Annotated in this window: 10 protein-coding genes; 4 read left to right on the forward strand and 6 right to left on the reverse strand. The window is 73.9% G+C overall.

Features of this window, described 5'->3' with window-relative positions; translation table 11 throughout:
* Positions 1-5 precede the first annotated feature (5 nt).
* The 4 genes from OG946_RS15845 to ssd form a co-directional block, all read right to left on the reverse strand.
* Entirely contained in the window at positions 6-827 is an 822-nt protein-coding gene (locus OG946_RS15845; protein ID WP_326796757.1) for a type II secretion system F family protein, read from the reverse strand.
* A complete protein-coding gene (locus OG946_RS15850; RefSeq protein ID WP_326796758.1) occupies positions 811-1668 on the reverse strand; it encodes a type II secretion system F family protein in 858 nt (285 codons plus the stop codon). Before OG946_RS15850 ends, OG946_RS15845 begins: the two co-directional genes overlap by 17 nt.
* Positions 1665-2810, reverse strand: a complete 1146-nt coding sequence (locus OG946_RS15855; protein ID WP_326800266.1) for a TadA family conjugal transfer-associated ATPase — start codon at positions 2808-2810, stop codon at positions 1665-1667. Before OG946_RS15855 ends, OG946_RS15850 begins: the two co-directional genes overlap by 4 nt.
* Before the next feature lie 506 nt (positions 2811-3316).
* Positions 3317-4678: a septum site-determining protein Ssd gene (gene ssd / locus OG946_RS15860; protein WP_326800267.1), complete on the reverse strand. Its 1362-nt coding sequence runs from the start codon at positions 4676-4678 to the stop codon at positions 3317-3319.
* Positions 4679-5216: 538 nt separating this feature from the next.
* On the opposite strand from ssd, the gene OG946_RS15865 reads away from it, so the two are divergent.
* Positions 5217-6047 carry an HAD family hydrolase gene (locus OG946_RS15865; protein ID WP_326796759.1) on the forward strand — a complete coding sequence of 277 codons (831 nt, stop codon included), beginning with the start codon at positions 5217-5219 and terminating at the stop codon, positions 6045-6047.
* Between the two features lie 394 nt (positions 6048-6441).
* On the opposite strand, the gene OG946_RS15870 is transcribed toward OG946_RS15865, so the two are convergent.
* The gene (locus tag OG946_RS15870; protein ID WP_326796760.1) at positions 6442-7287 is read right to left on the reverse strand and encodes a Fic family protein; all 846 of its coding nucleotides are present in this window, start codon (positions 7285-7287) and stop codon (positions 6442-6444) included.
* Between the two features lie 86 nt (positions 7288-7373).
* Between OG946_RS15870 and OG946_RS15875 the strand changes: the two genes are divergently transcribed.
* Complete coding sequence (locus OG946_RS15875) at positions 7374-8396, forward strand: ATP-binding protein (RefSeq protein WP_326796761.1); 1023 nt, start codon at positions 7374-7376, stop codon at positions 8394-8396.
* Here OG946_RS15875 and OG946_RS15880 read toward each other — a convergent pair.
* A complete protein-coding gene (locus OG946_RS15880; protein ID WP_326796762.1) occupies positions 8384-9562 on the reverse strand; it encodes a hypothetical protein in 1179 nt (392 codons plus the stop codon). The genes OG946_RS15875 and OG946_RS15880 overlap by 13 nt on opposite strands.
* A gap of 450 nt (positions 9563-10012) precedes the next feature.
* On the opposite strand from OG946_RS15880, the gene OG946_RS15885 reads away from it, so the two are divergent.
* The gene (locus OG946_RS15885) at positions 10013-12577 is read left to right on the forward strand and encodes a SulP family inorganic anion transporter (protein WP_326796763.1); all 2565 of its coding nucleotides are present in this window, start codon (positions 10013-10015) and stop codon (positions 12575-12577) included.
* Between the two features lie 123 nt (positions 12578-12700).
* Positions 12701-14656 (forward strand): acetate--CoA ligase, encoded by a 1956-nt coding sequence (acs, locus tag OG946_RS15890; RefSeq protein WP_326796764.1) that lies wholly within the window; start codon positions 12701-12703, stop codon positions 14654-14656.
* The last annotated feature ends 232 nt before the right edge of the window (positions 14657-14888 follow it).

Genomic DNA, 14888 nt, shown 5'->3' on the forward strand with positions numbered 1-14888 from the left:
GTCCTTCATCGACTGCCGCCCAGCAACTGCGCCGCCAGGCCCATCACCACCGGCGCCACCCCGACCGCCAGGAACGCGGGCAGGAAGCACAGCCCCAGCGGGCCCGCCACCTTGACGCCCGCCCGGCGGGCGCGGGCGGCAGCGGCGCGGGTCTCCTCCGCCCGGCACTCGGCGGCCAGCCGGGAGACCGCGTCGACCACCGGTACGCCCGTGTGGTCCGCCTGCTCCAGCCAGCCGGCCAGCCGGGCCGCGCCCGGGAGTTCCGCGAGGGGCGCCCAAGCCGCATGCGGGGCGGCGCCGAGGCGTAGCTCCGCCGCGCCCTGCGCCAGCCGAGTCCCGACCGGTCCGCCCAGCGAGCGGCCCACCTCGGCGGCGGCCTCCCGCGGGCCCGCGCCGGCCGCGAGGCAGGCTGCGAGGAGGTCGGCGGCCTGGGCGAGGTCGGGGCCGGTCCGTATGCCCGCGTCGCGGCGTGCGACGGTGGCCGCGCGGCGCTGCCACCGCCGTATGCCGTACGCGGCGGCGAGTCCCGCCACCGCGCCGACCGCCCCGCCGACGAAGATGAGCACCGCGGCCCCCGCGAGCAGCCCGGGACCCCACCGCACCACCGCTGCCCGGAGCCGCACCACGGCCGGCCCCCGCCCGCCGCCGGGCGACCCGGCCGACTCCGGGCGTACGGGCGGCGCCACGGGGCCCAGCACGGCGGGAAGCCGGCGCCGCGAGACGCGTGCCCGCCAGAACGCGAGGGCCGCGTCCGCCGCGCAGTACGCGGCGGCCAGCACGGAAAGCACCGTCCACAGGCTGTGGATGAACTCAGCACGCATGCGCACCTCGCACGATCCGGCCCACCCAGGCCAGCCCCGCCCACTCCAGCAGACCGCCCGCCACCAGGCAGACCAGCCCCGCGGGCGTGTGCAGCAGCACCCGCAGCGGCGCGGCGCCGAGCGCCGAGCCCATCAGCAGCCCGAAGCAGGGCAGCAGGGCCAGCAGCAGTGCCGTCGCCCGCGGGCCCGCCAACTGGGCCTGCAACTCGTCCCGTTCGTCCCGCTCGGCGCGCAACGCCGCCGCCACCCGGTCCAGCCCGTCCGCGAGTCCTGCGCCGCCACCCGCGGCCACCTGCCAGCAGGCGGCGACGCCCGCCAGCCCCTGCGCACCGGGTGTCCCGGCCGCCGACCGCAGCGCGCCCGGCACATCACCGCCGAACCGCGCGGCGGCCAGCACCTCCGGACCGCCCGCGGGCCCACCGGGCGCCGCGGCGAGCAGCGCCCCGGCCGGCTGCCGCCCCGCCCGCAACCCGCCCGCGACCGCCGCGCACAGCTCGATCACGGCCGCCGCCCGGCGCACCTCCGCACCACGCCGCTCCCGGCCGCGCAGCCGCCGCCCGACGAGCGGCACCGCCACCACCCCCGCGAGCAGCGGCAGCCACGACGCACCCAGCAGCCCCACCGCACCCCCGGCCGGCAGACACCACAACTCGCGCCGTCCACCCCACGTCCGTACGACCGCGGCCACCCGCCACCGCCGCCCCGGCCGCACCGCACTCCCCGGCGGCCCCAGCAACGCCCGGGCCCTCCGCACCGCGGGCCTCCGCCCGCCGGCCAGCACCACGGCCGCCCCCGCGCACAACGCCGCCCCGCACACCGGCGCGACCGCCGTGACCTCCCCGCTCACGCCGCACCCCCGCCCCGCGCCAGCAGCCGCTCCAGCCGCGGCCACCCAGCCCTGCGGGCGAACCCCTCGGCCGCCCACACCGCCGCGGGCACCGCCGCCACCAGCCCCGCCGTATCCCGCTCCAGCACGTGCACCTCCGCGATCCGCCGGCGCCCCCGCCGGTCGCGCACCAGGTGCAGCAGCACCGACACCCCCGCGGCCAACTGGCTGTGCAGAGCGGGCCGGTCGAGTCCGGCGACCGCCCCCAGCGCCTCAAGCCGCGCGGGCACGTCCCCCGCCGCGTTCGCATGGACGGTGCCCGAGCCGCCCTCGTGGCCGGTGTTCAGGGCGGCCAGGAGGTCGACGACCTCGCGCCCGCGCACCTCGCCCACGACCAGCCGGTCGGGCCGCATCCGCAGCGCCTGCCGCACGAGGTCCTGCAACGTCACCTCGCCGGCGCCCTCCTGGTTCGCGGGGCGGGCTTCGAGGCGTACGACATGGGGGTGATCCGGTCGCAACTCGGCCGACTCCTCCGCCAGCACGATCCGCTCGTCCCGCCGCACCAGCGACAGCAGCGCACTCAGCAGCGTCGTCTTGCCGCTGCCCGTACCGCCGCTCACCAGGAACGACAGCCGGGCGTCGAGGAGTCCGCGCAACAACCCCTCGCCGCCCGGGGGCACCGTGCCCGCGGCGGCCAGCTCCGCCAGGCTGAACGCCCGCCGCCGCACCACCCGAAGCGAGAGACAGGCCGACCCCACCGCCACCGGCGGCAGGACCGCGTGCAGCCGCGTACCGTCGGGCAACCGGGCGTCGACCCACGGCCGGGCGTCGTCGAGCCGCCGCCCGGCGACGGCGGCAAGCCGCTGCGCCAGACGCCGTACGGCATCGGCGTCCGCGAACCGCACATCGACCCGCTCCAGGCCGCAGCCCCGGTCCACCCACACCTCGTCCGGCGCGGTGACCAGCACGTCGGTGACGTCCGGCTGGGCCAGCAGCGGCTCCAGCGGCCCGCTGCCGACCATCTCCGAACGCAGCGCGCCCACGATCGCCAGCACCTCGGTGTCGCCGAGCAGCCGCCCCTCCCGCCGCAGCGCGGCGGCCACCCCGGCGGGCGTCGGCTCGCCACCGCTCTCCGCCAACCGCCGCCGCACCGCCCCGACCAACTGCCCCGACACGGCAGGAATGTGCCTGTCACCGCCGCCGGAGCACCGGGACGAACGGACGTATGCGGGTACGGAATCCGGGAGCTCCGCCCCGCCGACGACCACCGAGTCCGTTCCGGCACCGGCAGACGCGGAGTCCAGGCCCCAGCCCGGCCGGCCGTCTCCCGCGGAGGCCGCGGAGCCATACCCCCATCGCATCGGCCCCCGCGGCGCCTCGCTCTCACCAGCCGTACGAGCCGGAGCCGTTGCCGCCGGTCCACCACCCGAGCCGTACACCGCCAGCAGCGAGCCCGGCCGTACCTCGCGCCCAGGCGCCGCGAGAGCCGCACCGGGCGTCCCCGGGGCGTCCGGACCGCACTCCGCCAAGGCCGGCTCCGGCTCGGCGTCGTCCCCGCGGGCCGTACGAGCCACGGCGGTTGCCGTCTCTTCCGCAGCGCCCCGGCCGTACGGCGGCAGGGTCCACCCCGACACCGTGACCAGCTCCTCCGCCGCCTGTTCCGTGCGCCTCATACCGCCGCTCCCTCGGTGCTCGCACCCGGCAGGGCCCGGGCCCAGAAGTCCGTGCAGAAGCGGGACAGCGGCGTACGGGGGCGGCTGCCCGGCGGCGGGGCGCCGGTCTCGGCGGCCTGCGACAGACCCGGCTCCGCCGGGAGTTCGCCGGCCAGCGGAAGGCGCAGCAGCTCGGCGACGTCCTCGGCCATCAACCCGCCCCGCGTCGGGCCCCGTACGACCACCCGCAGATCGCCCAGCACCATCCGCACCGCGTCCGCCACCCGGTGCGCCGCCGCGACCGCGCGCAGCTCCGCCGGCACCACCAGCAGCCCCACGTCCACCTGGGCCAGCGCCTCGGCCACCGGCTCGTCCACCCGCCGCGGCAGGTCCACCACGACCACCCCGCCCCGCCGGCGCGCCGCCGCCAGCACCGAGCGCATCGCCTCCGGCGCCACCGCCCCCGCCTCACCGCCGCCCCGGTCCCAGCTCAGCAGCCGCAGGCCGTGGAGCCGCGGCAGCGACTCCTCCAGCGCCGCCCCGCCGATCCGCCCCCGCGACGACGCGAAGGCCGGCCAGCGCAGCCCCTCCGCCTCCTCGCCGCCGAGCAGCACATCGAGCCCGCCGCCCAGCGGATCCGCGTCGACCAGCACCGTGCGCCGCCCGGCCCGCGCCGCGGTCACCGCAAGCGCGCAGGCCAGCGTGGACGCCCCCGCACCGCCCCGGCCGCCGACGACGCCGACCGTGCGGGCCTGCGCGCCGACTCCCTCCGCGGCGTCGGCGATCCGGTCCACCAGCGCCGTCTCGCCGTCCGGCAGTACGACCACCTGCTCCGCCCCGACCGCGACCGCCCGCTCCCACACCCCCGGGTCGTCCTGATCCCGGCCGACGAGCACCACCCCGTCCCGCCGGGCCCGCCCCGCCGCCAGCCGCCCGGCGCTGTCGTCCCCGACCAGCACCAGCGGTGCCGCGGCCCAGTCCTGCCGGCCCGGCGCGTGCGCGACCTCCGCCTGCGTGCCCGCCGCGGCGCAGAGGCGCAGCAGGTCGTCGAGAAGGTCCTCGTCCTCCGTGACGACCAGCGGCCGTCCCACGGCACCGTCGTCGGCACCGGCGGACGCGCTCCCCTCACCTCCGGACCCGCCGCCGGGACCGCCCGTCCGCCCTCCGGCCCCGGGCCCGAACCCACCGGCCCGGCGCCCCCAGGCCATCCGCGCCCCGGCTCCGCGCGCCGACACGCGACGTACGGAAACCCCGCGAGCCGCAACCCCCGGCCCCGTAACCCCGGCCCCCACGAGCCCGCCGCCCGGCGCCGCCAAGCCGCCCCGCAACCGCGGACCACCGCCCCGCGAACCGCCGTTCCGCAGCGCACCGCTCCACACCCGGCTCATCTCGCAGCCTCCCCCGCTTCACCCGTCGCGCCACCCGGCACGCCGTCCGCCTCGGCCCGCGCCGCCGCCCTCCGCGACAGCACCCGGCCCGCTTCCGACCCCACCGTGCCCCCGGCGCCCCGCCCCTCGTGGATCTTGGTCAGGATCTGGGGATAACCCGCCAGTTGTGGACAACTCCGTCACCCGATCGGGGGAGCGTGCCGATCCAGGGCAACGGTTACCCACGGTGATGCGTCTAGTTCCACGACGAGGATGAAGACAGCCCGAAGGACCGCCCGAAGCAAGGAGCGACCGGGAAGAGCGGAAGAAGATCCGACGCGGTCGGAGAAAAATTCGAAAAGACCGGAGTCCGGACATGCGACGACCCCCGCCGGGGGGGAGAGCGGGGGTCGTCCCCACGGCCGACTCGGGGGGGGAGGAGCCGGTCCGGGTTAGCACGGTCGCGAACGATCCGTGACTTCCATGGTGTACCCGAGAGCCTTCTCAGGCAAACCCACGCGCCACACCTTACGCCGAATGGTGGGCGCCTATGCTCGCACTCGTGGAAAACCACTCGTTGCCCAGGACGGCCGCCTTCTTCGATCTGGACAAGACGGTCATTGCGAAGTCGAGCACCCTGACCTTCAGCCGGTCCTTCTACCACGGTGGGCTGATCAACCGGAGGGCTGTGCTCCGATCCGCCTACTCGCAGTTCATCTACCTCCTGGGCGGCGCGGACCACGAGCAGACCGAGCGCATGCGCGCCTACCTTTCCAACCTCTGCCGCGGCTGGAACGTGGCCCAGGTGAGCGACATCGTCGCCGAGACCCTCCACGACCTCATTGACCCGATCATCTACGACGAGGCCGCCTCCCTCATCGAGGACCACCACCTCGCCGGCCGCGACGTCGTCATCGTCAGCAGCTCGGGCGCCGAGGTCGTCGAGCCCATCGGCGAGCTGCTCGGCGCGGACCGCACGATCGCCACCCGCATGGTCGTCGAGGACGGCCGCTACACCGGCGAGATCGACTACTACGCCTACGGGCCCGCCAAGGCGGAGGCCGTACGGGAGCTGGCCGACGCCGAGGGCTACGACCTCGCGCGCTCGTACGCGTACAGCGACTCGATCACGGACGTACCGCTCCTGGAGACCGTCGGCCACCCCTACGCCGTCAACCCCGACCGGGGTCTGCGCCGCGTGGCGGAGCAGCGCGACTGGCCGGTGCTGTCGTTCGCGCATCCGGTACGGCTGAAGCAGCGGCTGCCGCAGTTCTCGCTGCCCTCCCGGCCGGTGCTCGCCGCGGCCGCCGCGGGGCTGGCGGCGGCTACCGCGGCCGGGGTCGTCTGGTACGCGTACCGCCGCCGCCTCCAGGCCGCCTGAGGGCACCGGACACCCGCCCCGACCTGCAGATATCTACTTCGCCCGATAATTAACCTTTGCCAATATTTGCAGATGAAAGTAAATATCTGTGCGGCGGGCTTCCCTCTCCCCGCAGACAGGAGTACAAAGGAATTGCGGCCCGCGAAGCCAGGGCATCCGAGGAGGATCCCCGAGTAACAACGGCCCCGCGGACCGCGCATGGAAGTCGGGAACCCACGCGACGCCGATCCCTCGAATAGGGACCGCCACACCAGGCAACGGACGGGTGCCGGGCCTGATGGGCAAAGAATTCTGCACGCACTGGTAGCCCGGCCGACATGAGACAGCGGCGGTGCCCCAGGGCGCCGCCGCAACTCTGTGTCTACGGGGCCCATAGAACCCCCGCGCGTCGTGCCTACGCAGCGCCCCGCTGCAGCGCCTCGCAGACCGCCGTGCTCTCCCGCGCCCCCAGCTCGACGGCCCTGCCGCAGTGCGCGATCCACCCCCCGACGCCTTCCGGCGTCCCGCTCGCGTAGCCCGCGAGCGCCGTCTCGTACGCCCCGCGCCCCTGCTCGGTGTGCCCCACCTCGGCCGGGCAGACCGCCTTCGGGTCCAGCCCGCTGCCGACGAGCACAACCCGCTCGGCGGCCCGGGCGACCAGCCCGTTGCCGGTACGGAACGGGCGCAGCGTCAGCAACTCGCCGTGCACCACCGCCGCCATGACCAGCGCGGGAGCGGACGAGCCCGCGACGACCAGGGCCGCCAGCGCGTCCAGCCGCGCCGCGGCCTCCTCGGCGTCCGGCAGCGGCGACGGCAGCACCGCACCCGGCTCCGTGACGCCCTCGCCCGCCAGCCGCGGCCGGCCCACCGCCTCGCCGGCATCCCCCGTCGACGGGTCCCCGGTACCCCCCGACGCCACCACGTGCAGCCGCGCCAGCACCTGCATCGGCGACTGCCGCCAGGTGCTCAGCAGTTGCCCCGCCTCCGCGTTCGCCCGCAGCGCCCCGCCGACCGTCCGCGGCTCCCCCGCGCCGGAGAAGTCGCTGCGCCGCCGTACCTCCTCCAGCGCCCAGTCCGCCCCCGACAGCGCCGCCGAGGCCCGCGCCCCGCGCAACGCCGCCTCCGCCGACACCTCGTTGCTGCGCCGCCGCATGACCCGGTGCCCGTAGACACGATCGACCGCCCTCCTTACAGAGGACACCGCCTCCTCGACTCCCGGGAGGGTGCTCAGGGCCGCCAGCGGGTCGGTCACGCTCGTCATGCATACGAGACTACGCAACCCGATGGGGTGGACTTGCCGGGCCCTTTCCCTGACCGCGGGGCAAGATCCCGCTACCGTTTCTGAACATGAAGATCGCTTTCGTGGGAAAGGGCGGCAGCGGCAAGACCACCCTGTCGTCCCTCTTCGTCCGGCATCTCGCCGGCACCGGCCGCCCCGTGCTCGCCGTCGACGCGGACATCAACCAGCACCTGGGCGCCGCCCTCGGTCTCGACGAGGAGGAGGCCGCCCGGCTGCCCGCGCTCGGCGCGCACCTCCCGCTCATCAAGGAGCACCTGCGCGGCGCCAACCCGCGGATCGCGGACGCCGCCGGCATGATCAAGACCACACCCCCCGGCACGGGTTCCCGCCTGCTTACGGTCACCGGGGACAATCCGGTGTACGCCGCCTGCGCGCGCCCCGTGCGGTTGGACAACGGCTCCGTACGCCTCATGGTCACCGGCCCGTTCACCGAGGCCGACCTCGGCGTCGCGTGCTACCACTCCAAGACCGGTGCGGTGGAGATGTGCCTCAACCACCTGGTCGACGGGCGCGAGGAGTACGTCGTCGTCGACATGACGGCGGGCAGCGACTCCTTCGCCTCCGGCATGTTCACGCGCTTCGACATGACGTTCCTCGTCGCCGAGCCGACCCGCAAGGGCGTCTCCGTCTACCGCCAGTACAAGGAGTACGCCCGCGACTTCGACGTCGCGCTGCGCGTCGTCGGCAACAAGGTGCAGGGCCCGGAGGATCTGGAGTTCCTGCGCGCGGAGGTGGGCGCCGACCTGCTGGCCGCGTTCCCGCACTCCGACTGGGTGCGGTCCATGGAGAAGGGGCGCCCCCCGGCGTTCGCGATGCTGGAGGAGCCGGCGGCGCAGGTGCTGCGGGAGTTGTACGGGGCCGTGGACGCGTCGTACGAGCGCCGCGACTGGGCGCGGTACACCGACCAGATGGTGCACTTCCACCGCAGGAACGCGGAGAGCTGGGGCAACGCGAAGACCGGGGCCGATCTGAGGGACCAGATCGACCCCGGCTTCGTCCTGGGCGAGACCGCGCCCGCGGAGCCCCTGCCGGCCGTACGGGGCGCGGCCGCGGCCCCTCAGCCCGCCTGACCCTCCTTGGCGGCCTCGGTGCCGGCGTGGTCCTTCTGCCCGGGCCCCGCCGGCTCGGCGCGCTGCGCGCTCCCCCGCTTCGCCTCCTTGGCGTCCTTGGCGTCCTTCACCAGGAACTTCTCCCAGCCCTTCGCCGGCTGCTCGCCCACGTCCAGCGTGCGCAGCTTGGCGAGCACCGCCGGGTCCTGCGCGTCCAGCCAGTCCACCAACTGCCGGAAGGAGACGCAGTGCACGTCCTTCTTGGGGCAGACGGTCTTGATGGTGTCCTCTACGGCGCGCATGTACGCGCCGCCGTTCCAGCTCTCGAAGTGGTTTCCGATGACGAGGGGCGCGCGGTTGGTCGTGTACGCCCGCTCGAAACCGGCCAGTAGTCCCTCGCGCATCTGCCGTTCGAAGGCGGCGTGCTGGGCGGCGGGTGCATAGGCGGTGCCCGACTGGTTGGCCATGAAGTTGTAGTCCATGCTCACGACTTCGAAGGCGCGGCCGGGGAAGGGGACCTCCTGCAACGACAGGTCCCAGATGCCCTCCTTCTTCTTGGGCCACACCTGGCTGCTGACACCGCTGGTGTCATACCGGAAACCCATCTCCTTCGACGCCTTCATGAGGTTCTTCTGCCCCTCCAGGCAGGGGGCGCGACCGCCGACCAGCTCCTTGTCGTAGTCGAAGGGAAGGGGTTCCGCCTTCTTCCGGCCGGTGTTCGTCTTCCAGCGCTGCACGAACTGCTTGGCCTGCGCGATCTCGCTCTTCCAGTCCTCCTTCGACCAGCTCGCGACGCCCGTTCGGCCGCAGAAGTGCCCGTTGAAGTGGGTGCCGATCTCGCTGCCCTCCAGCCACGCGCCGCGTACCTGCTCCAGGGTGGCGCCGACCTCCTCCTCGTCCAGGTAGCCGATGTCAGAGGCGCCGCGGGCGTGGCCCGGGGGCTCGTACTCCATGCGCTTGTCCCGGGGCAGGACGTAGACGCCGCTGAGGAAGTACGTCATGGCCGCGTCGTTCTCCCGCGCCACCTTGCGGAAGTGGGAGAAGAGCCGCTGGCCGTCCTCGCCGGCGCCGTCCCAGGAGAAGACGACGAACTGCGGCGGCTTGGCGCCGGCCGACATCCGGCTGACCTTGGGCTGGTTGGGCTGGCTGCCGGTGTAGGCCGTGGAGCCGTCGCCGATGAGCTTCATCGGCCGGCCCTTGCCCAGTGCTTCGTCCTCCGCGCCGCTCCCCGAGCGCTGCGGATCGCCATCCGATCCGGTCCCGGGAGAACAGCTCGCGACCGCCACTCCGCCCAGTGCCAGGACGCCGCAGATTCCCACGGTCGCCCGCCATGTTCCGAACAAAGCTCCCACCTCTTCCCGGCGTCGCCAGGGACGCACTGACTCGAATGGCCGAATGCACGCGCGATACCTCGACGCACACTCAGAAAGAGGGATAACCGGGAATTCAGATTATCTCTCTGTAATCACTCGATGGATGGGAGAAGTGGTCCGACCGGCGCAAAACGCTTCGCGGACTCTTTACGTGGCATTACGATTCATTTACTCGCCCTTGAGGGTCACCGAACCGTCACACTGAGTGACGTAACCCGTGTGCCCGTGCTGCAAGACGCCCCCTCCACCTCGAGGAGACGCCACATGCCCGCAGGACGCCCGACGCCCCTGGGAAGCCCTTCCGCCGAGCGCGCGAAGGATCCGGAACACGAACCGGAACACGATCCGGCCGCCGACCCGGAACACACGGCAGACCCCGAACCCGCGAAGACCGCCGAACCCGCGAAGACCGCCGAGCACGCCGCAGTCCCCGGACCCGCCGCTCCCCCCGAACACACCGCCCCCCGGCGGCCTTCCGTCGCGGACCTCTCCGCCTCCGTGACCGTCTTCCTGATCGCGCTGCCGCTCTCCCTGGGCATCGCGCTCGCGACCGGCGCCCCGCTGCAGGCAGGGCTGCTGTCCGCCGCCGTGGGCGGCATCGTCGTCGGCCTGATCAGCGGAGCGCCGCTCCAGGTCAGCGGGCCCGCCGCCGGGCTGACCGTGGTCACGGCCGACCTCATCCAGCAGTACGGCTGGCGCGCCACCTGCGCCATCACCGCCTTCGCGGGGCTCGCGCAGCTCGCGCTCGGCTCGCTCAAGGTGGCCCGGTCGGCGCTGGTGGTCAGCCCGGCGATCGTGCACGGCATGCTCGCGGGCATCGGCGCGACCATCGCGCTGGCCCAGTTGCACATCGTCCTCGGCGGCAGCCCGCAGAGCTCGCCGGTCGACAACACCCTGGCGCTGCCCGGTCAGTTCGCCGACCTGGACCTGGCCGCCGTGTCGGTGAGCGCCGTCGTCGTCGTCGTGCTGCTGGGCTATACCTGGCTGCGCGGGCGGGGCACCGGTCCCCTGCGGTACGTACCGGGGGCGCTGGCCGCCATCGTGCTCGCGACCGGCTTCGCCTCGCTCACCGGGCTGCGGCTGCCGCGCGTCGACCTGCCGTCGTGGAGCAGCCACGCGCTCGCGGGGATGCCCGACGGACCGGTGCTGGGGCTGGTGGCCGCGGTGCTGACGATCACGGTCGTGGCCAGCGTGGAGTCGCTGCTGTCCGCGGTGGCTGTCGACAAGCTGGCGGTGGCACGGGGCGACCGGCACCCCGTAGCGCGCGCCGACCTCGACCGGGAGCTGCGCGCCCAGGGCGCCGGCAACTTCCTCGCGGGGCTGCTCGGCGGGCTGCCCATCACGGGGGTCGCGGTGCGCAGTTCCGCGAACGTCGCGGCGGGAGCGGTCAGTCGCAGGTCCGCGGTGCTGCACGGTGTGTGGGTGGTGCTGGCGTCGCTGCTGCTGGTGGGGACGCTGGAGCTGATCCCGCTGGCGGCGCTGGGGGCGCTGGTGATGGTCGTCGGCATCCAGATGGTGAAGATCAGCCACGTACGGTCGGTGCGGCGGCACCGGGAGGTGCTCGTCTACGCGGCGACCGTGGCCGGCGTCGTGATGCTGGGCGTGCTGGAGGGTGTCGCCGTGGGGATCGCGGTGGCGGTGGCGATGTCGCTGCACCGGCTGTCCCGTACGCGGGTGACGCTGGAGCGGCGCGGCGGGGGTGCGGCGCCGGGCGCGGCGGGCGAGGGCGCGTCGGAGGACGCGTACCTCGTGCGGGTGCGCGGACAGCTCACCTTCCTTGCCGTCCCGCGGCTGAGCCGGGGGCTCGCGCAGGTGCCGCCGGGCGCGACGGTGGAGGTGGAGCTGACCGGCTCGTTCATGGACCACGCCGCGTACGAGACGCTGCAGGAGTGGCGGCAGGCGCACGTCGCGCACGGCGGCGCCGCGGAGCTGGTCTCCGCCACCGGCCGGCGCATCGCCGAGCCGGCCACGACGCACCACTGCCACCCCTGGACGCCGTGGCGCAACCACTGCTGCGTCACGACACCGGAGCAGCCCGCCCCGGCGCACCGGCTGCTCAGCGGGATCAGCAACTTCCAGCGCAACACCGCGCCGCGGGTGCGCGAGGAGCTGGCGCGGCTGGCCCGCGAGGGGCAGCGGCCCACCCAGCTCTTTCTGACGTGCGCGGACTCCCGGGTGGTCCCCAGCATGATCACGTCGAGCGGGCCGGGCGATCTGTTCACGGTACGGAACGTGGGGAACCTGGTGCCGCTGCCCGACGAGTCCGGGGCCGGCGCGGACTCCGCGAGTGACGCGGGCGGCGGGACGGCCACGGCCGGCGCCCGCCGAGACGCCCCCGACGCCGCCCTGCCCGACGACTCCGTCGCGGCGGCGATCGAGTTCGCGGTCGAGGTGCTGCGGGTCGAGTCGATCACCGTGTGCGGGCACTCCGGCTGCGGTGCGGTACAGGCGCTGCTCGACGAGGAGGCCGCCCACGGCGACGCCGCGGGCCCCGCCGCCGGCGTACCGCCCACGCCGCTGCGGCGCTGGCTGCGGCACGGGCTGCCGAGTCTGGCGCGGGCCAGGGAGGACGGCCCCCGGATCGCCTCCCGGCCGTACGCGGACGACGCCGAGCGGGTGAGCCTGGCCAACGTGGCGCAGCAGTTGGACCATCTGCGCCGGCACCCGTGTGTACGCCGCCGGCTGGCCGACGGTTCGTTGAGCCTGCACGGTATGTACTTCCACGTCGGCGAGGCGCAGGCTTATGTCCTCGGAGCGCAGGGCGACTTCACTGCCGTACGCCCCGGACCCGCCGTGCTGCCGGAGCGTGCCGCGGCCGATGTCCGATAGCACACGGCGCCTGCGGGTACCCACAGGTCTAAACCATTTTATCCCCAGGCCCTTGTCACGCCCTCCCCACGCCTGATGAGCTAGGCCCGGGACTGAGGCGGACATCCTGGAAAGGGAGATGTCGTGAGCAACGAAAGCCTGGCCAACCTGCTCAAGGAGGAGCGCCGGTTCGAGCCGCCAGCCGAGCTGGCCGCGCACGCGAACGTCACGGCGGAGGCGTACGAGCAGGCACGCGCGGACCGGCTGGGCTTCTGGGCGGAGCAGGCCCGGAGGCTCAGTTGGGCCACCGAGCCCACGAAGACGCTCGACTGGTCGAACCCGCCGTTCGCGAAGTGGTTCGAGGACGGCTCGCTCAACGTGGCGTACAACTGCGTGGACCGGCACGTCGAGGCCGGCCTCGGCGACCGCGTCGCGATCCACTTCGAGGGCGAGCCGGGCGACTCCCGCTCGATCACCTACGCCGAGCTGCAGCGCGACGTCGCCAAGGCGGCCAACGCGCTGACGGAGCTGGGCGTCCAGACCGGCGACCGGGTCGCCATCTACATGCCGATGATCCCGGAGACCGTCGTCGCCATGCTGGCCTGCGCCCGCATCGGCGCACCCCACTCGGTGGTCTTCGGCGGCTTCTCCGCGGACGCGCTCGCCACCCGGATCGCCGACGCGGACGCGCGCGTGGTCATCACCTCCGACGGCGGGTACCGGCGCGGCAAGCCGTCCGCGCTCAAGCCCGCGGTGGACGACGCGGTGGAGCGCACGGACCGGGTGCGCAGCGTCCTGGTGGTCCGCCGTACGGGCCAGGACGTGGCCTGGACCGAGGGCCGCGACGTGTGGTGGCACGACGTCGTGGACCGGCAGGAGGACACGCACACCCCCGAGGCGTTCCCCGCGGAGCACCCGCTCTTCATCCTCTACACCTCGGGCACGACGGGTAAGCCCAAGGGCATCCTGCACACCACCGGTGGCTACCTCACCCAGGTGTCCTACACCCACCACGCCGTCTTCGACCTCAAGCCCGAGACCGACGTGTTCTGGTGCACGGCCGACGTCGGCTGGGTCACCGGCCACTCGTACATCGTGTACGGCCCGCTCTCCAACGGCGCCACCCAGGTGCTCTACGAGGGCACGCCCGACACCCCGCACCAGGGCCGCTGGTGGGAGGTCATCCAGAAGTACAAGGTCTCGATCTTCTACACCGCGCCCACCGCGATCCGCGCCTGCATGAAGTGGGGCGACGCCATCCCGGCGAAGTTCGACCTGAGCAGCCTGCGGCTGCTCGGCTCCGTCGGCGAGCCGATCAACCCCGAGGCGTGGATCTGGTACCGGGACCACATCGGCGCCGGCCGCACGCCGGTGGTGGACACCTGGTGGCAGACCGAGACGGGCGGCATCATGATCAGCCCGCTGCCCGGGGTGACGAGCACCAAGCCCGGCTCGGCGCAGGTGCCGCTGCCCGGAATCGCGGCCACCGTCGTGGACGACGAGGCACGCGAGGTGCCGGACGGCTCGGGCGGCTATCTGGTGCTCACGGAGCCGTGGCCGTCGATGCTGCGCACCATCTGGGGCGACGACCAGCGCTACAGGGACACGTACTGGTCCCGCTTCGAGGGCCGGTACTTCGCGGGTGACGGGGCGAAGAAGGACGACGACGGCGATATCTGGCTGCTGGGCCGGGTGGACGACGTCATGCTCGTCTCCGGGCACAACATCTCCACCACCGAGGTGGAGTCCGCCCTCGTCTCGCACCCCAAGGTCGCCGAGGCCGCGGTCGTCGGCGCCACCGACCCGCAGACCACGCAGGCCATCGTCGCCTTCGTGATCCTGCGCGGCGGCGCGGAAGAGGCCGAGGGGCTGGTGGAGGAGCTGCGGGCGCACGTGGCGAAGGCCCTGGGCCCGATCGCCAAGCCCAAGCGGATCCTGCCGGTCGGGGAGTTGCCCAAGACCCGCTCCGGCAAGATCATGCGCCGGCTGCTGCGGGACGTCGCGGAGAACCGCGAGATGGGCGACGTCACGACGCTGACGGACAGCACGGTCATGGATCTCATCCAGGCGAAGCTGCCGAGCGCGGCCTCGGAGGACTGAGACCGGGCCCGCGGTGAGCGGCGCCGGCGGTGGGGGACACCCCGCCGTCGGCGGCTCCGCCGCGCCGTATCTCCCCTTTGGCCCGTAATCTGACCCCAGGTTGATCGGCCGGCGCCGCCCTGTAGGGTGGCGGAGACACGTAAAGAGAGCGATAAAACCCTGAGGCGCGCCGGGAAGTCTGGTCGGCACAGAGCACTCGTGTATCTGCCGTCCACCGCCCGGGAGGCCCCGT

Origin of the sequence: Streptomyces sp. NBC_01808, from assembly GCF_035917395.1 — a bacterium.
Taxonomy (GTDB): Bacteria; Actinomycetota; Actinomycetes; order Streptomycetales; family Streptomycetaceae; genus Streptomyces.